Genomic DNA, 26,024 nt, shown 5'->3' with positions numbered 1-26,024 from the left:
ACACGCACACAACCTCCCCTTACTTCGCGCTACAGCACCTTCGAGCCGTACATCTCGCCGAGTGGGTCGGCGATGAGTTCGAGACGGGCTCCGTCGGGGTCGCGGAAGTACAACGAGACGTCGCTGTGTTCGACGAGCTCGACACCCGCGTCGATCAGCTTGTCGCGCAGGCGTTCCCAGGTGGGCAGGGCGACGCTGATCGCGATGTGGTGCAGACCGCCGAAGACCTCCTGGTAGGGACCGACGTCGAGACCGGGGAAGTCGAAGAAGGCCAGCAGATTGCCGTTGCCGATGTCGAAGAAGAAGTGCGAAGAGCCGGGATAGTCGCGGTTCTCGATCAGCTCCGTCAGCGGGAACTCGAGGAGATCCTGGTAGAAGCGCACGGTCCGTTCGACGTCGCTGCTGATCAGCGCGGTGTGGTGCAGTCCCCGCGCTGACGACTGCGGGCGCGCGTCGGCGGGCTTCAGGTGCGCGTCGCGGATGAGTGCACGCCGACGCTCGAATTCTTCGGAGCGCTGCTGCTCGTCGGCGATCATCGATCCACCTTCCTCCCGATGTGGTTGCTTTCTCAACCAGAATGCTCCCAACTAGTTGCGTTGTCAACTAGTTGGTCGAGGTGGTAGCACTTCGTGACCCGGGGAGTCACGGACCGAGTACGACGATCTCGTCGCCGTCACGTCTTCTTCACGAACATCCGATTCGCCCGTTCCCGCAGATATCGGGTGCGGACGATGAATGTGTCGGGGGCTCAACGCCGTTCCGAGGAGATCCCATGAACCAACGCAGGACCCTGCGTGCGACGGTCGCGTTGCTCGCACCGCTCGCACTGCTCGCCGGTTTCGCACCCGCCGCGAGCGCAGCGGCGGACACCGACACCCGAGGACTGTGGACCGTCAGCACCCGCGGAGACACCGTGCTGCTGAAGTTGATCTATACCTCTCCACCGGACGAGGACTACCCCTTCATCTGCGTCGCGGCGCTCGGCACCGGCGAGTCCGGAACCGCGGAGATCTTCGGAGCGAACTACCAGACCATCGAATTCACGGGGATCGCCGCGGGGCCCAATATCGCGACCGCCAGTTGCGAGGACAACGACGGGGAGCTGCGGCCGGTGGGCGCGATCGAATTCGACCTGCCCGGCCCACCGACCCTCCACTACGTCGCGACCGAGTCCTTCTGGTTCGACGACGCAGACGACTGAGCGTCACATCTTCGCGTCGCGGGCCATGACGAAGCTGTAGAGGCCGTAGACCGCGATACCGAGGCCCATGAGGATCAGCAGCACCGTGCCGAAAGGCTGCGAGCCCAACGTCTTCAGCGCGCCGTCGAGCCCCGCTGCCTTCTGTGGGTCGGCCTGGAAGACCGCGACGATCACCAGCACACCGACGAGGCCGAGCGCGAGCCCCTTCGCGACGTACCCGACGAGACCGAGGCGTTTCACGAACGTACTCGGGTGGCTCTTCAGGTCGTCGACGAAGTTCTTCGACGCGCCCTTGTAGACGTGGTAGGCGCCCACCCCGAGGATGACGAGTCCCGCGACGACGAGGACGAACTTGCCGCCGCCGGACTGCAGCAGCTTCGCCGTCAGTCCCGCGTTCTGTTCACCGCTGGACTTGCCGCTGCCGCGGGCGAACCCGAACGCGGTGTACGCGAAGGCGAGGTAGACGACACCGACGCAGGCGGCCTTGAAACGGTCGAACGCCTTGTCCTTCATGTCGGTGCCGGGCTGTTCCGGCTCGGACGCCTTGCCGAAGGTCGCCTCGGCGAACCGCCACAGGCCCATCATCACGAAGACGACGACGGCGATCCACAACGCGATCTTCCCGCCGGGCTGCTCGCCCAGCTCCGCCATCGCACCGGACTGCGATGCCTCCTGCTCGCTGCGGCCGAACGCGACGCGGATCGCGAGGTAGCCGATGAGCAGGTGCACGATGCCACTGCCGACGTAGCCGGCACGGGCGAACTTCTCGAACACACCGTTCTGCGCGACGCGCTCGGCGGATGACGCCGCGCCACGCGACGCCGGGGCCTGACGGTTCACTCTCGTCTCCTCATCGGTCGGGACTGTCCCCTCGCGCTGTATTCCCGACACCGCGGACCACAAACGCGAACCGGCTCCTGTGGGTAGATTGGCGTCAGGTTCGAAACGCCGTCGATCGGAGGCGCACCGTGCGGATCGTCGAGGATGCTGTCGCCCTGGCCCGCCGGTGGGTGGAGGAATCGTCGGAGGTCGCACCCGACCGTGCGGCCCGCCGGCTCGCCGACGTCCTGAAGGACCCCCACGGACTCGAGTTCACGGTGCGCTTCGTCGACGAGGTCATCCGCCCCGAGGATCCGGCGACCGCAGCGCACGCCCTGGCCGAATTGTCCCGGAACATACCGGATTTCCTTCCCGTCCATCTCCGCGCGGCCGTGCGGGCGGGCGGCACGATCGGTCCCCGATTCCCCCACCTCGTCGTCCCTGCCGCGCGGCGCGCGCTCCGGGCGATGGTGGGTCACCTCGTCGTCGACACCGACGATGCCGCGCTGGGCCGGGCCATCGCACGACTGCAACGACCCGGCATCCGGCTCAACCTCAATCTGCTGGGAGAGGCCGTCCTCGGCGACGACGAGGCCCGCCGCCGTTTCGAGGGCACCCTCGCACTCCTGGCACGCGACGACGTCGACTACGTCTCGCTCAAGGTCTCGGCGGCCGTCGCGCCACACTCGCCGTGGGCCTTCGACGAGACCGTCGCGGACATCGTCGAGCGGCTCACCCCGCTGTACCGCCTCGCCGCGACCTCACCGACGCCGAAATTCGTCAACCTCGACATGGAGGAGTACCACGACCTGGATGTGACGGTCGCGGCGTTCACGACGCTGCTCGACCGTCCCGAGTTCCTCCGTCTCGAGGCCGGGATCGTGCTGCAGGCGTATCTACCCGACGCCCTGACCGCCATGATCGAACTGCAGCGGTGGGCGGCGGCGCGACGCGCACGCGGCGGCGCCGCGATCAAGATCCGGGTGGTCAAGGGTGCCAACCTGCCGATGGAACGAGTCGACGCGTCGTTGCACGGGTGGCCGCTCGCGACGTGGAACACCAAGCAGGAGACCGACACGAACTACAAGCGGCTGCTGCACTACGCGTTCACATCCGAGCGGATCGAGAACGTACGGATCGGGGTGGCCGGGCACAACCTCTTCGACATCGCCTACGCGTGGGAGCTCGCCGGTCGCCGGCACGTGCGGAACGGGATCGACGTCGAGATGCTGCTCGGCATGGCGCAGAGCCAGGCCGAGGTGATCCGTCGACACGTCGGCAGCCTGCTGCTCTACACGCCCGTCGTCCGCCCCGACGAGTTCGACGTCGCGATCTCGTATCTGGTGCGTCGACTCGACGAGGGTTCGGGGCAGGAGAACTTCATGTCGGCGGTGTTCGATCTCGCCGACGATCCCGCCCTGTTCGAACGCGAGGAGCAGCGGTTCCGCGCGTCGGTGGCAGCGCTCGACGAGGGCGTCCCCTCCCCCAACCGCACGCAGAACCGACAGGAGCCGCCCATCCCAGCGCCGGAGGTGTTCACGAACACGCCGGACACCGATCCGTCCCTGCCGCAGAACCGGGAGTGGGGTCGCCGCATCCTCGAGCGGGTGCCGTCGTCGAAGCTCGGCATCGACACCGTGCGTGCGCACACCCTCTCCTCCGAGGAACAACTCGAGCGCATGCTGGTCGACGCGACGGCGGCCGGTCGCGCCTGGGGTGCCCGCAGCGGTGCCGAGCGCGCACGGATCCTCGAACAGGTGGCCGACGTGCTCGAAGCGCGTCGCGCCGATCTGCTCGAGGTGATGGCGGCCGAGGGCGGTAAGACCCTCGACCAGTCCGATCCGGAGGTCTCGGAAGCGATCGACTTCGCCCGGTACTACGCCGAGCGGGCCCGCGCGCTCGACGCGATCGACGGTGCGCGGTTCGTGCCGTCGACCCTCACGGTCGTCACACCGCCCTGGAACTTCCCGGTCGCGATCCCGGCAGGGTCGACGCTCGGGGCGCTGGCCTCCGGTTCGGCGGTGGTCCTCAAACCCGCGACGCTCACGGCGCGGTGCGGGTCGGTGCTCGCCGAGGCGATGTGGGATGCCGGCGTGCCCCGCGACGTCCTGCACCTCGTCCATGCCGACGAACGATCGCTGGGCACGAAGCTCGTCTCCGACCCCCGCGTCGACCGGGTGGTGCTCACCGGTGCCTACGAGACCGCCGAACTGTTCCGTTCGCTGCGTCCGGGGATGCGGCTGCTGGCCGAGACGAGCGGCAAGAACGCGATCGTCGTGACGCCGAGCGCCGATCCGGATCTGGCGGTGCGCGACGTCGTGCAGTCGGCGTTCGGGCATGCCGGGCAGAAGTGCTCGGCGTCGTCGCTCGTGATCCTCGTCGGCTCCGTCGCGACCTCCCGCCGGTTCCGCGACCAGCTCGTCGACGCGGTGCGGTCGCTACCGGTCGGTCCTGCGCACGATCCGCGAACCCGTATGGGGCCGTTGATCGAACCGGCTCGGGGCAAGCTGCTCACCGCGCTCACCGAACTCGAGGACGGCGAGTCGTGGCTCGTCGAACCGCGACGGCTCGACGAGGAGGGCCGGCTGTGGACGCCCGGCGTGCGCACCGGGGTGCGACGCGGGTCGCGCACGCATCTCGTCGAGTTCTTCGGTCCGGTGCTGGGGGTGATGACCGCCGCCGATCTGGACGAGGCGATCGCGATCCAGAACGAGGTGGACTACGGACTCACGGCGGGTCTGCACTCGCTGGATTCGGACGAGATCGCCCGCTGGCTCGATCGGGTGAAGGCCGGGAATCTGTACGTGAATCGCGGTATCACCGGTGCCATCGTGCGACGGCAGCCGTTCGGCGGTTGGAAGAAGTCGTCGGTAGGAGCCGGCTTCAAGGCGGGCGGGCCGAACTATCTCTTCGGCTTCGGTTCCTGGGAACCCTGTGTCCGGGACGAGGACGCGCTGCGCCGGGCGTTCGAGGACGACGAGCGAGCATGGACGTCGGAATTCGCTGTGGCACAGGATGTCACAGGACTCTCGGCAGAGCGGAACCTGTTCCGGTACCGGCCCGTTCGCACACACGTACGCCTCGGTGAGGCGGGGCGGCCCGACGAACTCGTGCGCGTACTCGGTGCCGCAGCCCGGGCGGGCGCGCCGGTCGAAATCTCTTCGGCTTTCGCCGTCGATCTCGTAAGATGCTCGATTACAGCACGTTTCGACGGTCGCGTGCGCGTGGAGAGTGATGCGGAATGGGAGGAACGGATCGTCGACGTGGCCCCGGCGCGGGTCCGTCTGATCGGTGCAGCGCCGCCCGCCGAATGGAACGCCCGATGCGACATCGCGGTGTTCGACCATCCGGTGACCGGATCCGGACGAATCGAAATGCTGCCGTTCCTGGCCGAACAGTCCGTCACGATCACCGCTCATCGGTTCGGCACACCGAACCGGCTCACCGACGAGATCATCTGAAAACAAACCCCGAAGCGGTTCTGCCGAAGGCCCTGTGAACCCCGACACTGTGAGGTGGAATAGGAAAATGGATATCGCCACGACACCCCCGACCGAACGTCGCAAGCGCGCACTCGCCGCGGTGAAAGAACTGGGCCCCCAACGCACCGAGAAGGCCGTCGTCAAGGTGCGCTGCCCCAAGGGACACACCCTCGCCGCGGTCTACAAGACTTCCGAGGGACAGGTGGTGGTCTCCCGCAGTGGCCCGGGTGGACGCGGAAACCGCGATCGCGAAGCCACCCCGCACAACGGCACATCACTCAATTCGGAATTCGTGGACACCCTCGAGGCAACCCAGTTCGAGGACGACGAAATCCCCTCGGGCTGCGCGTGCGGTCCGCGAACGCTCTCGCGGAAGAAGATGCAGGACGCCGTCGCATCTCACGAACACGTCGTCAACCTGACCTGATCCCTCACAGACCGAACCGCAACTGCACCCGGAACACGTCGAGCACCTCGTCGACCCAACCCAGGATCGACAGCGTCGAATCGATGTTCTGCGGTGGCGTGCACACCAGGGTGTCGTGCCGGATCAGCCGATCGAAATCCACGGCGACAGGACCGTTTCGCACCGTTCCGTTCGGCGATCGGAATTCGACGCCGGCACGCACCATCACGTCGATGATCTCCTGCGCGAGGATCCCGTAGGCGACCGTCGTCGGGTGCACACCGTCGAGGGAGAACAACCCTCCACTGTCGCGACCGCCGTGACCGTCCGCCGACAGGAAACGTGTGTCGGGCACCGGATCGAGTGCGGCGAGCGCCGGCGGTAGCGGGTACGGCTGCCACCATGCGGGTCGCGCATCGAGGTCGTCGACGTAGCGGCGGGCGGCCAGGCGGTCGAGGATGCCCGCGGTGTCGAGCAGATACCAGTCCAGTCCCGCGCGACGCGCATCGGCGACCGCCTGGGTGATCGTCTCGTCGAACAGATCGATCGCGGCGTCGACCATGCGGGCCTGCGCACCGGTGATGTGTTCGTCGCGGCTCGCGTCGAAGCGGCGCGCGTCCACCCACGGCCGGGTGTAGTAGGGGAAGTACGGGGAGCCGTTCTTCGTCCCGATTCCCCGGGCGATGGGGGCGATGGTGACATGCGGAACGGTGCACAGCACCACGTGCCGCGCGCCGATGTTCCGGAGCTTCGCGACGACCTCCGCGAACTCGCTATCGAAATGCTCGGGTCGCCAGATCGTGTAGGCCTGTTTCGCGTCGAGGTCGCGGAAGTCGTCGCCGCTCCAGACGACCCGCAGTTCGGTGATGGTCCGCAGTGCATTGTTGGAACCGAGGAAAACGACGAGGGTCTCGATGCCCGCATCGGTGTCCTCGTCATGCTCGGCACCGAGTTCGGTGGAGACGTCGAACAGCGTCATCTCGCGACGCCGGTCGTCGGCGTTGGGGTAGACGTACAGCGCCGCCCGCTCCCCGTTGTTCTCGACGAGCTGCCGCACGAGATCGTCGCGGGGTGTGGCGATGCGTTCGGCGCAGTCGCGGGCGGTCTTCTGCAGCGCGTCGCGCAGATCCCAGCCGAAGCACGACAGGTTGTGGAGATATCCGACGAGCGGTGGTGTCGCACCGGGTCCGCGTTCCCAATAGTCCTCGACCTCGTCCATGAAACCCCGCGCGGTGAACAGTGCGGTCGGCAGTTCCCATGGTTCGAGCGTGGATCCGTGACGCTGCTCGATCCGGCGCAGCAGCACTTCGACGTTCAGCGGCAGTCCGCCCGGCCCACCGAAGCGCGGATACCGCAGGTCGGCGCCGAGCTCATGGGCGACGATCGCCGGGACGGAGACGTCGGTGTTGTAGATCGCGCCGCTCTGGAAGCCCTGCAGCAAGGAGTCGCCGAGAGCCACCAATCGATGTGGTGGAGTGCCGCGGAAGGACCGGGGAACGTCGATGCCGAGCGTCGGGTCGAACACCGGCACCCGCGGCGGTTCGGCGGCACGGGCCACGACCGTGTCCGGTGTGCCGTCCGGGATCTCGTCGGCCGTCATCACGCCTCCTCAGCCCCCTCATCGAGGGTAGGCAGACGGCAGCGTCGTCGTGGCCGGATCCGGCACCTCGTCGACGGCGAAGCCTGTCCGGGCCGGCGCGTACCTTCGGAGCATGAGCGACGCCGACTTCGCCCACACCGATCGCGCCGAGAAGAACCGGCGAGACAAGGCCGTGACCCTGGCCCGGTATGCATGGAACCGCGGCATCTCGGGAGCCGAACTGCTCGCCATGACCGACGAGACGCGACGCAAACTGGCACGGGCCGCGGATGCACATCCGCCGCGCACGATGGAGACCTGGGAACTCGCCGCGAGATTGATGGACGAGAAGACGGCGTGGGCGCAGAAGCACCCCGACCATCCTGCAGCGGTCCGCACCGACGAGGACGAGAAGATCATGTGGGTCAAACCGCCCGTGCGGTCCTGGTTCGAGTGACGGGGAGGAAATCGCCTTGCAGCAGAAGTTACCGAGTGCAACAATTCTCGATCGCCTCACTCCTGTGCAGGCCACCTTCACGTAACAGCTCGATATTCCTATTCCGACAGGAACACCGTGACCACCACTTCGGAACCACTGGTTCTCACCCAGCGACGGATCTGGATCATCTTCTCCGCGCTCATCGCGGGCATGATGCTCGCCAGCCTGGACCAGACGATCGTCTCCACCGCCATGCCCACGATCGTCGGGCAGCTCGGCGGCGTCGAACACCAGGCGTGGATCACCACCGCCTACCTGCTCGCGGTGACCATCGTGATGCCGATCTACGGCAAGTTCGGCGACGTCTTCGGGCGCCGGCACCTGTTCCTCATCGCGATCGGCGTGTTCACCCTCGCGTCCGCGGCGTGCTCGATGACCGACGACTTCTGGACGTTCGTCGTCTTCCGCGCGATCCAGGGCTTCGGCGGCGGCGGTCTGATGATCCTGTCGCAGGCGATCATCGCCGACATCGTGCCCGCGAGCGAACGCGGTAAGTACATGGGCCCGCTCGGTGCGATCTTCGGCCTGTCGGCCGTCGGCGGCCCGTTGCTGGGCGGCTTCTTCGTCGACCATCTGACGTGGGAGTGGTGCTTCTACATCAACATCCCGGTCGGGATCATCGCGTTCGTGATCACCTGGATCGCACTGCGCCTGCCGTCGAAGAAGCCCACGAAGCGGATCGACGTCCTCGGCGTGCTCACGCTGTCGCTGGCCACGACCTGCCTGATCTTCTTCACCGACTTCGGCGGCGACGCCGACCGCGGCTGGGACGATCCGCTGACGTGGGCGTTCGGCGCGGGTCTCGTGGTGTTCGTGTGCCTGTTCGTGCTCGTCGAGTCGCGCGCGCAGGACCCGATCATCCCGCTGTCGCTGTTCCGCAACTCGATCTTCGTCAACGCCACCGCCATCGGCTTCGTGCTCGGTCTCGGCATGTTCGCCGCGATCGCCTTCATGCCGACCTTCCTGCAGATGTCGTCGGGCACGTCCGCCGCGGTCTCGGGCCTGTTGCTGCTGCCGATGATGGCCGGTCTGATGATCACCTCGATCGGCTCGGGTCTGGCCATCACCAAGACCCAGCGTTACAAGATCTATCCGATCGCGGGTTCGCTGATCACCGCGGCGGGCATGCTGTGGCTGACCACGCTCGAGGGCGACACCCCGCTGTGGGTGATCTGCTCGATGCTGTTCGTCTTCGGTCTGGGTCTCGGCCTGATCATGCAGGTCGTCATCCTGATCGTGCAGAACGCCGTGCCCGCCGACGAGATCGGCACCGCGACGAGCTCGAACAACTACTTCCGCGAGGTCGGTGCGGCGCTCGGTGTGGCGATCTTCGGCACGATCTTCACCAACCGCCTGTCGGAGAAGCTCGTCGAGGTCTTCACCGCGGCCGGCGCGACGCCGGAGCAGGCCGGCCAGGCCACCGCGACCGTCGATCCGGCGGCGATGAAACTCCTGCCCGATCCTGTCCGCGAAGGTGTCATCGACGCCTACGCCGACTCGCTGGCACCGGTGTTCTGGTACCTCATCCCGTTCCTGCTCATCGCGTTCGTCCTCGCGTGCTTCATCAAGGAGATCCCGCTCTCCGACGAAGCACTCATGGTCGCGCGTGGCGAGGCGGTCGCCGACCCGTCGAAGGCGGCGAAGGACGACGCCGTCGTGGTCGTCGAGGGAACTGAGGCCGGCGCGGACACTGCAGACAGCGGTTCGAAGCGGCCGTGATCGAATAGGTCCGGTCATCGGACGAGGGAACGGAGACGGCACGTGGGACGAACGATCACACCGGTTCGCGTCAAGGACGTGGTGATCGGTGAAGGCGCACCCACGATCGTCGTCCCCATCACCGGCCGCACCCCCGAGGTGCTGCGCGAACAGATCGCGGCCGTCGCCGATCGGGCCGACGTCGTCGAATGGCGCGTGGACTTCTTCCACACCGTCGACGATGTCGCCTCGGTGGACGCGCAGGCCGGCGCCCTGGCCGAGCAGTTGCAGGGCACTCCCCTGCTCGCGACCTGCCGCACCGCGAACGAGGGCGGGGAGATCGCGATCGACGACGAGGCGTACGCCGATCTGACGGTCGCGCTCGCCGAGAGCGGCGCGGTGGATCTGGTGGACGTCGAGTACCGCCGCGACCGTGCCGCCGTCGAGCGGATCGTCGCGGCGGCGCACACCCGCGGTGTCGCGGTGGTGGCGTCGAACCACGACTTCGACGCCACTCCGCCGAAGGACGAGATCGTCGCGCGGCTGCGCGAGATGCAGGAGCTCGGCGCCGACATCTGCAAGATCGCCGTCATGCCGCGGTCGACGGCCGACGTGCTCACGCTGCTCGACGCGACCCGCACCATGCACGAGGACCACGCCGACCGCCCGTTGATCACCATGTCGATGGGCGGTCTCGGCGTGGTGTCGCGGATCGCCGGGCAGGTCTTCGGATCGGCCGCGACGTTCGGGATGGTCGGCACCGCCTCGGCGCCCGGTCAGGTCGACGCCGAGGAACTGCGCTCGGTGCTCGGCCTCATCGACCGCGCCCTCTGATCACCACACGGCGGCGAGAGCGAGCCCGGCGGCCGCCGCGACGAGCGTGGTCGCGAGCGTGCCGAACGCGATCGCCGCGGCGGCGGCGTAGCGGCGCGCCACGATCAGACGAACGGAGTCGACGCTGGTCGTGCTGAAGGTCGTGTAGCCACCACAGAAACCGACTCCCGCGATCGTGAGCATCGCCGTGGGGGCGTCGTGGAACAGCACCGCACCGGCCAGTATCCCCAGCAGCAGCGAACCGGTGACGTTGATCAGCACCGTCGGCCACGGCAGGGACGACCCGGAACGGGCACGCAGAGCGCTGTCGACGACGAAGCGGACGACCGCGCCGAGACTGCCCGCCAGCGCCACCCACACCGCGATCATCGCCGTGCCCCTCGGCGATTCCCGAACCACGCGCCCAGCGCGACACCGACGCCGGTCGCGAGAAGGCCGACGAGCACGGTGCCCAGCGCGTAGGTCGCCGCGGCGAGCGGATGCCCGTCGCGCAGCAGCAGGTCGGTGTCGACGGCGAGCGCGCTGTAGGTGGTGAACGAGCCCAGCGCACCGGTACCCACTCCGAGCCGGGCCGCCTGCCGCCAGGAGGTGTCGGGGCCGATACGGATCAGTGCCTCGAGCAGGAAGCCGAGCAGCAGTGCACCGAGGACGTTGATCGCGAAGGTCGTGACCGGCCAGCCCCCGGACTCGACGGGCAACCACCGGCCGAGGCCGTAGCGGGCACTCGTCCCGAGCAGACCACCCACGGCGACCGCCGCCACCGCCGACGGTCGCAGGTGCAGCGCTCTCGGCAGCGGGCGTTCGCCCCCTGTCAGTCCTGGTCCCACAACCCCAGAACAGTAGTGAGGATCTCCTCCGACGCCCCGAGACCCCCGAGATGACTTTCGCCGGGCAGGTGGTGGAACTGGGCGTCGGGCAGCAGGTCCACCATGTGCAGGCCGTGTTCGATCGGGATGATGTGGTCGGTGTCGCCGTGCCACCACCGCACGGGAACCTTCACGTCGGAGACGCGGAAACCCCAGTCGCGGGTGAACACGACGATGTCGGAGAACGGCGCGGAGATCTGACGTCGGCTGCCGTTGAGCAGGTCGTCGAGGAACATCGCCTTGAACTCGGGACGGGCGAGCAGGCGGCGGTCGGCCTCGGGTGAGAGCCGCCCGTACAGGTCGATGATCGGCGACGCGAACGGGCGCACCACGCGGATCGCCGCGCTCACCGCCACACCGATCGGGACGCCCGCGGTCTGCAGCGCCGGCGCGACGAAGGCGCCCAGCTTCATCAGGTTGCTGTCGATCGCCTCGGGACCGGCCACCGGGGCCACACCGCCGAGGACCGCGGCCGCGACGACCCGTTCACGCAGCGCATAGGCCGCCGCAAGGGTGTAGGGGCCGCCGCCGGACAGTCCGACGATAGCCATGCGGTCGACCCCGAGGGTGTCGGCGACGATGCGCAGATCGTCGCTGAAGGCGAGGACGTTCTCGTAGATGTGCGGCGTCGACGACCCGATCCCCGGACGGTCGATCCCGATGAGGCGGATGTGGTTCCGTTCGGCGAAGGCGCGGGCCTCGATGGGAACCTGGCGACGCGCACCCGGTGTGCCGTGCAGCCAGAACACCGTGCGGCCCTGGGCCGACCCGAACTCGGCGAAACCGAGCCGGCGGCCCTCCCCGACCGCGACGGTGCCTTCGAGCTTGGGGCGTTCGACGTCCATGGCGCCAGCATGGCACGCACCCGCACACCCGACCAGCAACCGTCCCGTGGGACGAATCGACGCAACCGAGATGTGATGCACGCTACATTGGATCTGACAACAGTCAGCGTCAGATTCCGACCACCCGGAGATGCGCCCGTGACGAAGATGCTTGCTCCCCCACCTCCAGGCCTCGCTCCCGTCCCGGGCGACAGCGGCCTCCCCTACGTCGGCTACGCGCTGAAGTACATGCGCGATCCCATTGCGGCATATACGCATCGGTACCACGAGCACGGTCCGGTCTCGTGGTTCCGCTTCGCCGGCCGGCCCTGGGTGGTGCTGCTCGGACCCGACGCCGTCGGCGCGGCCCTGCAGAACCGCGACCGCGCGCTGCTGAACGGACCGGGCTGGCGTGCCCTGATCGGGCCGTTCTTCGACCGTGGACTCATGCTGCTCGACGGCGACGAGCACACCGCGCACCGTCGCATCATGTCGCAGGCCTTCACCCGCGACCGGCTGTCCCTCTACACCGACCGCATGCACCCGTCGATCGAACGGACCCTCGACGGATGGACGCCGCGCGACGACTTCCGCGTGTACCCGGCACTCAAGGAACTGACCCTGGGCCTCGCGACGGAGATCTTCATGGGCGGCGCCGAAGGGTCGTCCGACCGCGAGATGGACGAGGTGAACCGAGCTTTCATCGGATGTGTGCAGGCGGCCACCGCCATCGTGCGTTACCCGCTGCCGGGCACGCGGTGGCGTCGCGGCATCGTGGGACGGGCACGCCTCGAGAAGTTCTTCCGGCACTACCTCCCCGCGCGTCGCGCGGGGGACGGCGACGACATCTTCTCGGTGTTGTGTCACGTCGAATCCGAAGAAGGCGAACGGTTCTCGGACGACGACGTGGTCAATCACATGATCTTCCTGATGATGGCCGCGCACGACACCTCGACGATCACACTGTCGACGGCGATGCAGTATCTCGGCCAGTTCCCCGAATGGCAGCAACGCTGCCGCGAGGAGTCCGACGCGCTCGGCACCACCACGCCGAGTTTCGACCGACTCGACGAATTGACCTCGCTGGATCTGGTGATCAAGGAATGCCAGCGGCTCGTGACGCCGGTGCCGGGTGTCGTGCGACGCGCGGCGAAGGACACCGAGATCCTCGGCCACTTCGTCCCGAAGGGGACCCTCCTCAATCTGGGGATGCACTTCTCCCATCACATGCCCGAATTGTGGCCCGACCCGGAACGTTTCGATCCCGAGCGGTTCTCGCCGGAGCGCCGCGAGGACAAGGTGCACAAGTACGCATGGGCGCCCTTCGGCGGTGGCGCGCATCGGTGCCTGGGCATGCACTTCTCGGGAGCCGAGATCAAGACGGTGCTGCACCATCTGCTGTTGCGTTTCCGCTGGCACGTGCCGGCCGACTACGTCGCGCCGATGAACTTCACGTCGTTGCCGTTCCCGAACGACGGGGGTCCGATCCACCTCCTTCCGAGGTGATCGGGGCGTAGAAAGAAGGAGTGACCGCCGCCGACGAACTCGACGAACGTTTCGTCACCGCGGTGCGCGCTCTGCCCGGGCACGCACCGCCGGAGCGGCGGGTCGACCGGCGGGTCGACGACGACCTGCTGGTGCGGTACTTCGACGCCCAGGTGCAGTCGCGGCACCTCGATTTCGCGGCCCGCACCCTGCAGGGACGCGGTGAGGGTTTCTACACCATCGCGTCGGCCGGCCACGAATCGAACGCCGCGCTGGGCCTGTGCACGCGGGTGACGGATCCTGCTCTGCTGCACTACCGTTCGGGCGGTTTCTACGCGGGTCGCGCGTCGCTCGTCGAGGGCAGCAGCCCGATCCGCGACGTGCTCGCCGGATGCGCGGCGTCCACGCTCGATCCGATCTCGGCCGGTCGGCACAAGGTGTTCGGCAACGCCGATCTGAACATCCTGCCGCAGACGTCGACGATCGCCTCGCACCTGCCACGGGCCGTCGGGCTCGCTCTCGCGTTACCGCGGATGCAGCGACTCGGGCTCGCCGCGGCGTGGCCGTGGGATGCGGTGGTGGTGTGCAGTTTCGGGGACGCCTCGGCGAACCACTCGACGGCGGTCGGCGCCCTGAACGCAGCCGCCTACTGCCGGCACCGCGGGTTGCCGTTGCCGTTGCTGCTGGTGTGCGAGGACAACGGGCTCGGCATCAGCGTGCCCACCCCGCCCGGCTGGCTCGAACGGTCGCTGGCGTCGTATCCGGGGATCGAGTACCGGACAGTGGACGGCGCCGATCCGGTGGAGATGCTCACTGCCGCAACCGATGCCGCGGAGACGGTGCGGACGACCCGGGCACCGATCCTGTTGCACGTGCGGACGGTGCGTTTTCTCGGTCATGCCGGTTCCGACGTCGAGTCGGCCTACCGCAGTCCATCGGATCTCGCCGCCGATCACGAACGGGACCCGCTGGTGGGCACCGCCCGCGAACTCGCCGCGCGTGGAGTGCTCGATGCGGCAAGGATTCTCGACCGGTACGAGCGGATCCGAGCCGAGGTCGACTCCGTCGCGGACTCACTGACCCGGCCGCCACGACTGGCGACCGCCGCCGAGGTGATGCGGCCGCTGGAATCCGGGCTCGTGCTCGTCGACGACGATCCGCATCCGGCCGGTGAACCGCTCACGCTCGCCGGGGCCGTGACCCGCGCGCTCGGGCAACTCCTCGAGGAGGATCCCCACACCTGTGTGTTCGGGGAGGATGTCGGCCTCAAGGGCGGGGTCTACGGGGTCACCCGAGGACTGCAGGAGCGCTTCGGACGCCTGCGCGTGTTCGACACCGTGCTCGACGAGCAGACGATCCTCGGCACCGCGCTGGGTTTCGCCGTCGCGGGCATGCTGCCGATCCCGGAGATCCAGTACCTGGCCTATCTGCACAACGCCGAGGATCAACTGCGCGGTGAGGCCGCGAGCCTGGCGTTCTTCTCCGACGGGCGGTACCGCAATCCGATGGTCGTGCGCATCGCGGGCCTGCCCTACCAGCGCGGCTTCGGCGGGCACTTCCACAACGACGATTCCGTCGCCGTGCTGCGCGACATCCCCGGTCTCGTGCTGGCCGTGCCGAGCTCACCCGCCACTGCCGGCGCCCTGCTGCGCACGTGCGTCGAGCTGGCCCGTCAGGAGGGCCGGGTGTGCGTGTACCTGGAGCCGATCGCGCTGTACCACCGGCGCGACCTCTACGACGAGGGCGACGGACTGTGGCAGCAGGTCCCCGACACCGCCGGGCTTCCACCGGGATCGGTGTGCACCTACGGCGACGGGCGCGACGTGCTGGTGGTGACCTTCGGGAACGGGGTGCCGATGAGTCTGCGTGCCGTCCGTCGTGCGGGAGTCGCGGCGACCGTCCTCGACCTGCAGTGGTTGTCGCCGCTGCCGACGACCGCGCTGCTCGAACACGTCCGTCGCTTCGAGCGCGTGGTGGTGGTCGACGAGACGCGCCGGAGCGGAGGTGTCGCGGAAGCGGTCGTCGCGGCGCTCGTCGACGAGGCGTGGCAGGGCCGGATCGCGCGGGTCACCTCCCACGACAGCTACGTGCCGCTCGGGCCCGCGGCCGCGCACGTGCTGATGTCGGAGGACGACATCGTGCGGGCGCTGCTGGAGGCGTGATCAGCAGGAAGCGGTATCAGCAGGAGGAGAGGATCCGCGACATCGCGTCGTGCTCCGCCTGGGTGACCCACAGTTCGTAGGTCGTCTTCACCTCGATCTGCCGCACGACGTACTCGCAGTGGAAGGCGGTGTTCGGCGGCAGCCACTCCGACGCGTCGGAGTCGCCCTTGCCCTGGTTGGTGGGGCCGTCGACGGCGATCAGGTTGCGCGGATCGTTCGCGAGATTCCGCTTCTGCTGATCGTCCAGATGGCGGGCGCCCTTCTTCCACGCATCGGACAGGGCGACGACGTGGTCGATCTGCACGGCGGCCGAGGTCTCGACCCCGCGACGGAAGGAGATCGTCTTCCCCGTGTACGGGTCCTCGAGCGTGCCGGCGGTGACCGTGCACTGCTTCTTCCCCGGCTCGAAGGAGACGTCGACGAGGTCGCGCTGCAGGATGTCGTTACGGGTGTCGCAACCGTTGCGCCCCAGGTCGACGGTCACCTCGTCGGTCCAGGCCGAACCGAACAGCGAGCGGTCGTAGCCGCTCTGCGATTCGGCGGGCCGGACGGGCAGTGCCGCCAGCGCCTCGAGCGCTTCGGAGGGGTTCTCGACCGTGCTCCCGCCGGGACCGGCCGGCTCGTCGTCCCCCACCGGTTCGAGGAGGACGACGACCACGCTGACCACGATGAAGCACAGGAGCCAGACCCAGCGGGGAATGGACGACGTACGGGTACTCGCCATGTGTCGATACTGCTACGAAGTCGTACTGTTGCCGCTTCCTATTTCGCCAGCGGGGGCATCTTCACGACCTGGCCCGCGTACGACAGGCCGGCACCGAACGCGAGGAGCAGCGCGGTGGATCCGGCCTCGACCTGGCCGGTGCGCAGCATCTTCTCCATCGCCAGCGGGATGGACGCGGCGGAGGTGTTGCCGGTCTCGATGATGTCGTCGGCGACCGCGACCGTCTCGGGCAGCTCGAGCTGCTTGACGATGACGTCGTTGATACGCAGGTTTGCCTGGTGCGGGACGAAGGCGTCGAGGTCCTCGAGGGCCACGCCGGCCTTGTCGGCGATCTGCCGGGCGAACTTGCTCATCTCGAAGGCAGCCCAGCGGAAGACCGCGGTGCCCTCCATGATGATCCAGGGGCGCTTCTGATCGGGATTGTTCGCGAAGTCGACCCAGTCGGGTTCCTGACGGATCGCGTTGGCCTGCGAGCCGTCGGAGCCCCAGACGGTCGGGCCCACGCCGACCTCGTCGGACGGGCCGACGACGACGGCACCGGCACCGTCGCCGAAGATGAAGCGCACCGAGCGATCGGTGGGCTCGGTGGTGTCGCTCATGCGCTCGACACCGACGACGAGCACGTGCTCGGCGGAACCGGCGCGCACGAGATCGGAGGCGACACCGAGGGCGTAACAGAAACCTGCGCAGCCCGCTGCGATGTCGAGGGCGGCGGCCCCGCCGGTGCCGATACGGTCGGCGACGAGAGCCGCGGCCTGCGGGGTCTGGAAGGGGTAGGTGGAGGTCGCGACGATCACGGTGTCGATCTGCGCACCCGTGAGACCGGCGGCCGCGAGGGCCTGCTCGGCGGAGCTCGTCGCCATGTCGACGACCGATTCCTTCGGGTGTTCCTCGGCGAAGCGGCGCTCCTTGATACCGGATCGCGACTGGATCCATTCGTCGCTCGAGTCGATCTGCTCGCAGATCTCGTCGTTGGTGACGATGCGCTCGGGGCGGTGCACACCCAGACCGAGCAGCGCGCTGTTCCTCAGCGGGGCAGGGACAGCGATCTGTGCACCCATCAGACGAACTCCTCCTCCTCGACGTACCGCGTGTCGGCACATCGCATCCGGTCAACGATATCGCAGGTCACGGTTTCGTCACAGCGCTACCCCGACGATGCGCTTCCGTGACCCGTACCGCAAGTGGCCGTCTCGTTCACCGCGCGCGGGCTAGCGTCGCGGTATGGATGCACAGGACTGGAACGAGAAGTATGCGGCGTCGGAACTGATCTGGGGCGCGCCGCCCAATCCGGTGATCGTCGAACACGTGGCGTCGCTACCGCACGGTCGCGCCCTGGATCTCGGGTGTGGTGAAGGTCGTCACTCCTTGTGGTTGGCAACGCGTGGGTGGGAGGTCGTGGGCATCGACTTCTCCGAGGTCGCCCTCGACAAGGCCCGCCGGATCGCGGCGCAGGCGCCGTCGCGTTCGCGAGACCGGCTCCGCTACGTCCGCGCAGATGTGACAGCCGACTCGTTCGAGGGCGAATATGACCTGATTCTCTCGGCCTTCTTGCATTTCCCTCCGCCACAGCGGAAGGCGCTTCTCGACCGCGCGATCAATTCACTCAAACCTGAAGGAATCCTCATATTCCTGGGGCACGACGCGATAAATCCCGAGGAGGGCGTGGGTGGACCACAGGACAAGGAAATCCTGTACACGCCAACCGATCTCGTCGAGGAAATCGACGGCAGATTGGAAATCGGGATTGCCGAACGGCGATATCGGGAAACCGACGCGGGAACGGCTGTCGACGCGCTCGTCGTGGCGAGCAAACCACCTCTTGGCAGTTAGTTGCCCGACGAGTAACATGGAGATGTTACCGACGAGTAATAACTTGGGCGGTACTTGAAGCCAGCTGGACCGCACCACACTGGGAGACACCGACGACATGGGCCATTACAAGAGCAACCTCCGCGACCTCGAGTTCAACCTGTTCGAGTTCCTGAAGATTCAGAAGGTCCTCGAAGCCGGCAAGTTCGGCGATCTGGACGAGGACACCGCACGCGGCATCCTCGCCGAGGTCAGGGCGCTGGCCGAGGGGCCGGCCGCCGAAGGCTTCGCCGAAGCCGACCGCAACCCGCCGGTCTTCGACCCCGAGACCCATTCGGTGTCGCTTCCCGAGCCCTTCAAGAAGTCGTTCCGCGCCTGGTGGGATGCCGGTTACTGGTCGATGGGCATCCCCGAGGAGATCGGCGGCACCGACGCACCCCGCAGCCTCCTGTGGGCCGTCAACGAGATGATGCTCGGAGCCCAGCCTGCGGCGTTCATGTACGCGGCCGGCCCGGCCTTCGCGGGCGTGCTCTACGACAACGGCACCGATGAGCAGAAGCAGTGGGCCGCCACCTGCGTCGAGCGCGGCTGGGGCGCCACCATGGTCCTCACCGAGCCCGACGCCGGTTCCGACGTCGGTGCAGGTCGCACCAAGGCGATCAAGCAGGACGACGGCTCCTGGCACATCGAGGGCGTCAAGCGGTTCATCACCTCGGCCGACTCCGACGACCTGTTCGAGAACATCTTCCACCTCGTCCTCGCCCGCCCCGAGGGCGCCGGCCCCGGCACCAAGGGCCTGTCGCTGTTCTTCGTCCCGAAGTTCCACTTCGACTTCGAGAAGAACGAGATGGGCGAGCGCAACGGCGTCTTCGTCACCAACGTCGAGCACAAGATGGGCATCAAGGCCTCCGCGACCTGCGAGGTCACCTTCGGCGGCCACGGTGTTCCGGCCCAGGGCTGGCTCGTCGGTGAGGTCCACAACGGCATCGCGCAGATGTTCGACGTCATCGAGCACGCCCGCATGATGGTCGGCACGAAGGCCATCGCGACCCTGTCGACCGGCTACCTCAACGCCCTCGACTACGCCAAGGAGCGCATCCAGGGCGCCGACCTGACCCAGATGTCCGACAAGACCGCCCCGCGCGTGTCGATCATGCACCACCCGGACGTCCGTCGTTCGCTCGCGATGCAGAAGGCCTACTCCGAGGGCCTGCGCGCCGTGTACCTGTACACCGCCGCACACCAGGACGACTCCGTCGCCGAGCAGGTCTCCGGCGCCGACGCCGGTCTCGCGCACCGCATCAACGACCTGCTGCTGCCGGTCGTCAAGGGCTGCGGTTCCGAGCGGGCGTACCAGTACCTGAAGGATTCGCTCCAGACCCTCGGCGGTTCGGGCTTCCTGCAGGACTACCCGATCGAGCAGTACATCCGCGACTCGAAGATCGACTCGCTGTACGAGGGCACCACCGCCATCCAGGCGCAGGACTTCTTCTTCCGGAAGATCGCCCGCGACCGCGGTGTGGCGCTCGCCCACGTCGCCGGTGAGATCAAGAAGTTCGTCGAGCGCGACGACGCCGACCAGCGTCTGAAGAAGGAGCGCACGCTCCTGGCCACCGCCCTCGGCGAGACCCAGACGATGGTCGCCACGCTCACCCAGTACCTCATGGGTGCACAGGAGCAGCCCACCGAGCTGTACAAGGTCGGCCTCGGTTCGGTCCGCTTCCTCGAGGCGTTCGGCGACCTGATGATCGGCTGGCTGCTGCTCGAGCACGCCGAGATCGCGCTCTCCGCGCTCGACGCCGGCGTCGATGCCTCGGACAAGGCGTTCTACGAGGGCAAGGTCGCGGCCGCGTCCTTCTTCGCCAAGAACGTCCTGCCGGAGCTGAGCGTCGCGCGTCAGATCATCACCGACGTCGACCTCGACATCATGGAGCTCGACGAAGCAGCGTTCTGATCGAACCGCTCACGACGGTAGCGCGATAGACGAGACCGACGTTGTGCGCGATTTCCCCACGGATTTCGCACACGACGTCGGTCTCGTCGTTTCGGGAGCAGCATTGACAACCCCTGTTGTCAGTAGCACTCTGAGCCTGTGACCATCACCGGCACGCCGACCACGACTCGGTACATGCGCGACCGCGAGAAGGCCGCCCGCATCACCGCACCCCTGCGTCCCTTCGCGGGACGCGCTCCCGACGCCACGCCCGAGGAAGCAGACGCCCTGCGCCGTGCCCTGCTCGAGCGCGACGAACCGAGCGCCGAGTTGGTGCGGGCCATCCGGCGCGACCGCACCGTCACCCTCGCGCAGTTCCGCACCGCGCTCGCCGAGGGCATCGACGCCGTCCCCGACGCCCCTCCCGTGCTCCGGAAGTACTTCGAGATGCTCGAGGACACCCCCGACTGGGTCGACCGCGACACGATCGCCCTCGGCGCCCGCACGCTGCGCAGGGTCGGATCCGACGTCGGCGACGTCCTCGCCTACGGCTCGCTGCTCGGTGGATACAACAACTCCGGTCCGCTGCCGGTGCTGACCTCGTCCGGTCGTCTCACCGGCGAGCGCACCCGCCGGCGCATCGCCGAGACCGGGACGTGGTGGAACGGGTGCGTCGCCGACGGCGGTCTCGAACGATTCGGCAAGGGCTTCACGCTCTCGGTGCACGTGCGGCTGATGCACGCCTTCGTCGACTACCACCACGAGCACGACGGCGACTGGGACATCGAGTTCCGCGGGCTACCGGTCAACCAGTTCGACCAGGCCGGCACGCTGGGCCTGTTCTCGATCACCTTCCTGCTCCACACCCGCGTCCTGGGGGTGCGATACACCCGGCGTGAGGCCGAGGCCGTCCTGCACCTGTGGGCGTACGTCGGGTGGTTGATGGGCGTCGACCCGAAGTGGCTCCGGTTCGAGGAGCGCGCGGGACTGCGGATGATGTACCAGATCGGGTCGTCCTCACCCGCCGCCGACGAGAACAGCCACATGCTCGCCAGGTCGCTCGTCGAACTGCCGCTCCACACGCGGTATCCGCGTTTCCAGGCGTTGCGTCGCCGGTACGAATACGAACGCGGCCTATCGCTCGCGACGACACTTCTCGGCCCGTCCGGGGTCCGCGCGCTCCGAGTTCCGCTGCGTCCGCCGTGGTATCCGGCAGGTCGCATCGCAGTGAACGTCGTCGAACACCATGTGATCGGCCGCTTCCCGGCCGGAAGGGCGTGGCTGCAGCGGCACGGGGAGAAACAACTGCGCGACGCACAGCTCCGCATCCTCGACGGCGAGATCCCCGACGTGGTGCCGCTTCCGGAGTGACGAAGTAAGGGGAGGTTGTGTGCGTGTTCTTCGCCGGAACCGCACACAACCTCCCCGAAGTTTCGAGGACGTCCGCTACTCCTCCTCGGTTCCACCCGCTGCAGGTGCCTCGGCTGCCGGCGCTTCGGCCGCAGGCGATCCGGGTGCGGGCGCCGGTGCGTCCTCGGCCTCGGCGTCTTCCGCTCCGGTGTCGCCGGAGGTCGCGTCGTCGCCGCCACCGGAGGGCTCGTCACTGGGTTCCGGTTCGGGGCTGATGCACTTCACGATCGGGACCGGGTCGTACCGGACCGTGCGGGTCGCGTTCGAGATCTGCGCGCCCGTCCGTGCGTCGGTGACGATCCGGGTGTCGGTGACGGTGAAGCCCTGCGCGCCGCTCGACGGGATGCAGGCCGAACCGGCGGGCAACGTGATCGTGTTGGGCGAGGTGAAGTTCGTGCGGTTGCCGGTGATCGACTGGACGTCGACGGTCTTGGTGCCCCAGATACGCACCGTGATGTCCGAGCTCGTGCCGATGGTCTGGATCAGGACGCCCGTGTCGAACGGGTTGCGGAACTTCAGGTCGATGGCACCGTCGTAGATCGTGGCCTCGCGGGCCGCCGGGTACCGGGAGATGTAGTAGCTGTGCTCGGTGTGCTCGACGTCCTCCATCCCGGCGAAATAGGTCGCGTTGTAGAGGGTGGTCGCGAGCTGGCTGATGCCACCGCCCACGGCCTTACCGGGACGTCCGGCCTCGATGATGCCCGACTCGATGTACCCCTGCGCCGCACCGCGCGGACCGGTGTAGTCGTTGAAGGAGAAGGTCTCCCCCGGCTTGACGATGGCGCCGTTGATCTCCTGCGCGGCCAGCCGGATGTTGACACCGGAGGCGTATTCGAAGCCGCTGGTGGTGAACTCCGAGACCACTTCCTTGATGCCGAGCTTCTCGGCGCCTTCGGTGGTGAGTTCGGGTTCGGCCTTCTTGTACACCGCGTCGGTGCTGCGGTCGCCCTCCTCCTTCAGCAGGTCGGGCAACCTCTCGAGGGTGACGGGCCAGTCGACCATCTCACCGGTCTCGCTGGGCACGATCGTCGGACGACCACCGTCGAGGACGATCCGCGCATCCTTCGGTTCGGTCTCCGACGGGGCGAGCTGCGGCGCGAGGATGCCGATCGCGGCCTCGGTGTTGTACTGCGGTTCGAGTCCACCCGAACCGTCCGGCACGAACGACAGGACGGCGCCCACCGCGTCGCGCGGCAGCACACCGACGGCCCCGTCGAGCCCCCGGACGACCAGATCCTGCGCCACGGCCGGGACGGCGACCTCCGCCAGCGCCCGGTCGAGGCCCTCGCGGGTGACGGTGACGTCGACGCTCTCGACAGGCAGCGCGACGTCGCCGAACGGCCAGCGCTCGGCGAAGACGTCGCCTGCGACGGCCACGTCGAGTTGCTGGCCGGGCTGCGGCGTCACCGGAACGGGCGTGCCGTCCTCGAAGACGATGTTGCCCTCGCGCGGTTCGTGCGCGGCGGCGGCAGCGGCCTTCTCGATGGCTGCGGAGAGAGCCACCTCGTCGCGGGTGGAGACCACGCCGACCTCGTCGTTCCCGAAGAACGACGCGAGTCGCGTGAACGGATTGAGTGGCTGCGAACCCACCTGGTCGAGCGTCGCGGGCCAGTCGATCCCGATTCCGGCCTCCGACGGCACGATCTGCCCCTGGGTGTCGCCGGCGGTGACGTCGACGGGCATGTCGAGACGCGGCGTCAGTTGCTCGGTGAGTTCGGCCTCGGCCGCGTCGAGTGACATACCGCCGATCTCGACACCCGCGACGGTGACACCGCGCGGCACCTTGCCCGACGACAACGCCAGATCGGCCACGTAGAACACTGCGAGCAGTGCGACGACGCCACCGACGACGAGCGCGATCGTGCGCCGGGGCAGATTCGACCCGGACTTGCCCGGTTCGTCGCCGTCGCCGCCGGAACCTCCCGATCCGCCGGTGGGCGGAGGGGTGACGGGAGGCGGTCCCTGCGGTGGCGGACCCGCCTGCATCTGCTGGGTCGGCTGGTCACCCTGCGGTGGGTGGGCGGCCGACGGCATCGCCGTCGACGTGGGTGGGACGGGAGCCCCCGCCTGTTCGGGACCGGGCTGTGCCGGATTCTGTTCCTCCTGCGAACGGAGGAGACGATCGGTGGCGGCGGACGATCCGTCGCCCGGTGCCCGGTCCCCCGGCGCGACGACCGGGATGACCGCGGTGGGCGCCTCCGAGGGATGGACGTTCTCCGTCGGGGCCTCATCCGCGCCGGTGGGCGCCGCTTGGGCCGTGTTCGTGGGAGCTACCTGCTCCGTGTTCGTGGGAGCTACTCGCTCCGTGTTCGTGGGAGCTACTCGCTCCGTGTTCTCGGCTCGGACCTCCCCGGGAGCCTGCGGGGCCTCGGCATCCGCCTTCGCCTCGGTGACACTGCTCGCCTTCGCCTCGGTGACACTGCTCGCCTTCGCCTCGGTGACACTGCTCGCCTTCGCCTCGGTGACACTGCTCGCCTTCGCCTCGGTGACACCGCTCGCCTTCGCCTCGGTGACCTCCCGGTGAGGATCGACCGCTTCGAAACGCTCGGTAGGAGCCGACGCACCCTCGGCCTCACGAGCCGACTCCGCCGTCGAACCGACGTTCTCGGTTCGTGCGTCGTCGTGCTCGTGAGGGGACTCGTCGGTCCCGTTGCTGCCGCTCACCCGGATCCCTTCGCAAAGCTGGGCGCGCCGTCGAATTCGTGCGCCGACTACCTGGTTTCAAGGGTAGTGCCCCAGCTTCGGGCGGCTGCGCCCGGAATGCGAAGACCCCGCGTTGCTACCAGGTCGGGGGTCAGGCAGCAGCGCGGGGTCGCTGGGTCTATCGCTGTCCGTCGCGGAGCGTTACACACCGAACGGAACTTTTTTCCTCAACGACTTCCGAGGGGTGTCGATCAGGCCTCGAGAATCGCCGTCACACCCTGTCCACCTGCGGCGCAGATGGAGATCAGGCCGCGGACGGGCTTGCCGGTCTCCTGCTTCTTCTCGTGCAGCATCTTCGCCAGCGAGGCGACGATCCGACCGCCGGTCGCGGCGAACGGGTGGCCGGCCGCCAGCGACGAGCCGTTGACGTTGAGCTTGCTGCGGTCGATCGAGCCGAGCGGGGCGTCGAGGCCCAGCTTGCCCTTGCAGTACTCCTCCGACTCGAACGCCTGGAGTGTGGCGAGCACCACGGAGGCGAACGCCTCGTGGATCTCGTAGAAGTCGAAGTCCTGCAGGGTCAGGCCGTTGCGCTGCAGCAGGCGCGGGATGGCGTAGGTGGGCGCCATGAGCAGCCCGTCGCCGCCGTGGATGTAGTCGACCGCAGCGGTCTCGGAGTCGACGAGGTAGGCGAGCACCGGCAGCTTGCGCTCGGCGGCCCACTCCTCGCTCGACAGCAACGCGGCCGACGCGCCGTCGGTGAGCGGCGTGGAGTTGCCGGCGGTCATGGTGGCGTCACCGAGCTTGGTGCCGAAGACCGGCTTCAGCGTCGACAGCTTCTCCACCGACGAGTCGGGACGCAGGTTGTCGTCGCGGGTCAGCCCGAGGAACGGGGTGACGAGGTCGTCGAAGAAACCGCGGTCGTAGGCGGCGGCCATGTTGCGGTGGCTCGCGACGGCGAGCTCGTCCTGCGCCTCGCGGGCGATACCGAACTCCTTGGCGGTGATCGCGGCGTGCTCACCCATCGACAGGCCGGTGCGCGGCTCACCGTTGCGCGGGATCTCGATGCCGAGCATCGACGGGCGGACGCTGCCGAGCAGCTTGACCCGGTCGGCCGTGGTGCGGGCCCGGTTCAGAGAGAGCAGGAACTCGCGGAGCTGGTTGTTCACGGCGATCGGAGCGTCGGAGGTGGTATCGACGCCACCGCCGATACCCGCCTCGATCCGTCCGGCGGCGATGGCGTCGCCGACCGCGATGATCGACTGCAGGCCGGTGCCGCAGGCCTGCTGCAGATCCCAGGCCGGGGTGTAGGGGCTCAGCGCACTGCCGAGCACGCTTTCACGCACGAGGTTGAAGTCGCGGGCGTGCTTGAGGACCGCACCGCCGACGACGGCACCGAGGCGCTCACCCTGCAGGTTGAAGCGGCCGACGAGACCGTCGAGGGTGGCGGTGAACATGTCCTGGTTGGACGCGCGGGCGTACTTGCGGTCGGACCGGGCGAACGGGATCCGGTTGCCTCCGAGAACGGCGACACGGCGCTGCTGCGTGGAACGGGCTTTGGTGGTCACTGGTGTCTCCCGGTTTCGGACGGATTCGAATTCTGGCTACTATTCTTACTCACGGGTAAGTTTGTTGTCGAACACGCTTGCT

21 protein-coding genes are annotated in these 26,024 nt (G+C 67.9%); 11 read left to right on the top strand and 10 right to left on the bottom strand.

Annotated elements, in window-relative coordinates:
- Positions 1–29: 29 nt before the first annotated feature.
- Positions 30–536, bottom strand: coding sequence for a VOC family protein (locus ACNJ7K_RS25435; RefSeq protein ID WP_064256148.1), 507 nt, complete (start codon positions 534–536; stop codon positions 30–32).
- A gap of 236 nt (positions 537–772) precedes the next feature.
- Between ACNJ7K_RS25435 and ACNJ7K_RS25430 the strand changes: the two genes are divergently transcribed.
- The gene (locus ACNJ7K_RS25430) at positions 773–1,201 is read left to right on the top strand and encodes a hypothetical protein (protein ID WP_192378583.1); all 429 of its coding nucleotides are present in this window, start codon (positions 773–775) and stop codon (positions 1,199–1,201) included.
- A 3-nt stretch (positions 1,202–1,204) separates the two neighbouring features.
- On the opposite strand, the gene ACNJ7K_RS25425 is transcribed toward ACNJ7K_RS25430, so the two are convergent.
- A complete protein-coding gene (locus ACNJ7K_RS25425) occupies positions 1,205–2,041 on the bottom strand; it encodes a DUF1206 domain-containing protein (RefSeq protein ID WP_159417523.1) in 837 nt (278 codons plus the stop codon).
- Between the two features lie 128 nt (positions 2,042–2,169).
- Here ACNJ7K_RS25425 and ACNJ7K_RS25420 point away from each other — a divergent pair, with 128 nt between their 5' ends.
- Together ACNJ7K_RS25420 and ACNJ7K_RS25415 are read left to right on the top strand one after the other, a co-directional pair.
- Positions 2,170–5,481 (top strand): bifunctional proline dehydrogenase/L-glutamate gamma-semialdehyde dehydrogenase, encoded by a 3,312-nt coding sequence (locus ACNJ7K_RS25420; protein ID WP_487042416.1) that lies wholly within the window; start codon positions 2,170–2,172, stop codon positions 5,479–5,481.
- 67 nt (positions 5,482–5,548) lie between these two features.
- Entirely contained in the window at positions 5,549–5,929 is a 381-nt protein-coding gene (locus ACNJ7K_RS25415; protein WP_120280354.1) for a hypothetical protein, read from the top strand.
- A gap of 4 nt (positions 5,930–5,933) precedes the next feature.
- On the opposite strand, the gene ACNJ7K_RS25410 is transcribed toward ACNJ7K_RS25415, so the two are convergent.
- Complete coding sequence (locus ACNJ7K_RS25410; RefSeq protein ID WP_487042415.1) at positions 5,934–7,508, bottom strand: SGNH/GDSL hydrolase family protein; 1,575 nt, start codon at positions 7,506–7,508, stop codon at positions 5,934–5,936.
- A 112-nt stretch (positions 7,509–7,620) separates the two neighbouring features.
- Between ACNJ7K_RS25410 and ACNJ7K_RS25405 the strand changes: the two genes are divergently transcribed.
- The 3 genes from ACNJ7K_RS25405 (at position 7,621) to aroD (ending at position 10,518) form a co-directional block, all read left to right on the top strand.
- Positions 7,621–7,944 carry a hypothetical protein gene (locus ACNJ7K_RS25405; protein WP_024102029.1) on the top strand — a complete coding sequence of 108 codons (324 nt, stop codon included), beginning with the start codon at positions 7,621–7,623 and terminating at the stop codon, positions 7,942–7,944.
- A 117-nt stretch (positions 7,945–8,061) separates the two neighbouring features.
- Positions 8,062–9,705 (top strand): MDR family MFS transporter, encoded by a 1,644-nt coding sequence (locus tag ACNJ7K_RS25400; protein WP_487042414.1) that lies wholly within the window; start codon positions 8,062–8,064, stop codon positions 9,703–9,705.
- A 42-nt stretch (positions 9,706–9,747) separates the two neighbouring features.
- Entirely contained in the window at positions 9,748–10,518 is a 771-nt protein-coding gene (gene aroD, locus ACNJ7K_RS25395) for a type I 3-dehydroquinate dehydratase (protein WP_487042413.1), read from the top strand.
- Here the strand turns inward: aroD and ACNJ7K_RS25390 are convergent, their stop codons facing one another.
- Genes ACNJ7K_RS25390 through ACNJ7K_RS25380 form a run of 3 tightly spaced genes read right to left on the bottom strand, consistent with a single transcriptional unit; the run spans position 10,519 to position 12,229 of the window.
- Positions 10,519–10,887 (bottom strand): fluoride efflux transporter FluC, encoded by a 369-nt coding sequence (locus tag ACNJ7K_RS25390; protein ID WP_159417518.1) that lies wholly within the window; start codon positions 10,885–10,887, stop codon positions 10,519–10,521.
- The gene (locus ACNJ7K_RS25385) at positions 10,884–11,345 is read right to left on the bottom strand and encodes a fluoride efflux transporter FluC (protein ID WP_487042412.1); all 462 of its coding nucleotides are present in this window, start codon (positions 11,343–11,345) and stop codon (positions 10,884–10,886) included. Before ACNJ7K_RS25385 ends, ACNJ7K_RS25390 begins: the two co-directional genes overlap by 4 nt.
- Positions 11,330–12,229: an alpha/beta fold hydrolase gene (locus ACNJ7K_RS25380; protein ID WP_120280360.1), complete on the bottom strand. Its 900-nt coding sequence runs from the start codon at positions 12,227–12,229 to the stop codon at positions 11,330–11,332. Before ACNJ7K_RS25380 ends, ACNJ7K_RS25385 begins: the two co-directional genes overlap by 16 nt.
- A 138-nt stretch (positions 12,230–12,367) precedes the next feature.
- On the opposite strand from ACNJ7K_RS25380, the gene ACNJ7K_RS25375 reads away from it, so the two are divergent.
- Positions 12,368–13,714: a cytochrome P450 gene (locus ACNJ7K_RS25375; RefSeq protein ID WP_487042411.1), complete on the top strand. Its 1,347-nt coding sequence runs from the start codon at positions 12,368–12,370 to the stop codon at positions 13,712–13,714.
- A gap of 20 nt (positions 13,715–13,734) precedes the next feature.
- A complete protein-coding gene (locus ACNJ7K_RS25370; protein ID WP_487042410.1) occupies positions 13,735–15,855 on the top strand; it encodes a thiamine pyrophosphate-dependent enzyme in 2,121 nt (706 codons plus the stop codon).
- A gap of 16 nt (positions 15,856–15,871) precedes the next feature.
- Here ACNJ7K_RS25370 and ACNJ7K_RS25365 read toward each other — a convergent pair whose 3' ends face one another.
- Positions 15,872–16,579 (bottom strand): HNH endonuclease family protein, encoded by a 708-nt coding sequence (locus ACNJ7K_RS25365; protein WP_487042409.1) that lies wholly within the window; start codon positions 16,577–16,579, stop codon positions 15,872–15,874.
- Between the two features lie 38 nt (positions 16,580–16,617).
- Entirely contained in the window at positions 16,618–17,640 is a 1,023-nt protein-coding gene (locus ACNJ7K_RS25360; protein ID WP_120280364.1) for a beta-ketoacyl-ACP synthase III, read from the bottom strand.
- Positions 17,641–17,803: 163 nt separating this feature from the next.
- Between ACNJ7K_RS25360 and ACNJ7K_RS25355 the strand changes: the two genes are divergently transcribed.
- From ACNJ7K_RS25355 to ACNJ7K_RS25345, 3 genes are all read left to right on the top strand, one after another.
- On the top strand, positions 17,804–18,412 hold the full coding sequence (locus ACNJ7K_RS25355) for an SAM-dependent methyltransferase (protein ID WP_120280365.1): 609 nt from the start codon (positions 17,804–17,806) through the stop codon (positions 18,410–18,412).
- A gap of 97 nt (positions 18,413–18,509) precedes the next feature.
- Positions 18,510–20,345: an acyl-CoA dehydrogenase gene (locus ACNJ7K_RS25350; protein ID WP_487042408.1), complete on the top strand. Its 1,836-nt coding sequence runs from the start codon at positions 18,510–18,512 to the stop codon at positions 20,343–20,345.
- 138 nt (positions 20,346–20,483) lie between these two features.
- Entirely contained in the window at positions 20,484–21,695 is a 1,212-nt protein-coding gene (locus ACNJ7K_RS25345; RefSeq protein WP_487042407.1) for an oxygenase MpaB family protein, read from the top strand.
- Between the two features lie 75 nt (positions 21,696–21,770).
- Here ACNJ7K_RS25345 and ACNJ7K_RS25340 read toward each other — a convergent pair whose 3' ends face one another.
- Together ACNJ7K_RS25340 and ACNJ7K_RS25335 are read right to left on the bottom strand one after the other, a co-directional pair.
- Positions 21,771–24,398 carry a VanW family protein gene (locus ACNJ7K_RS25340; protein WP_487042406.1) on the bottom strand — a complete coding sequence of 876 codons (2,628 nt, stop codon included), beginning with the start codon at positions 24,396–24,398 and terminating at the stop codon, positions 21,771–21,773.
- Between the two features lie 230 nt (positions 24,399–24,628).
- Positions 24,629–25,942, bottom strand: a complete 1,314-nt coding sequence (locus ACNJ7K_RS25335) for an acetyl-CoA C-acetyltransferase (protein WP_487042405.1) — start codon at positions 25,940–25,942, stop codon at positions 24,629–24,631.
- Between the last annotated feature and the right edge of the window lie 82 nt (positions 25,943–26,024).

Origin of the sequence: Rhodococcus shunpengi (assembly GCF_048381395.1) — a bacterium.
Lineage (GTDB): Bacteria > Actinomycetota > Actinomycetes > Mycobacteriales > Mycobacteriaceae > Rhodococcus.
Note: the sequence above shows the minus strand (reverse complement) of the source record. Positions and strands in the feature narration are given on the sequence as shown.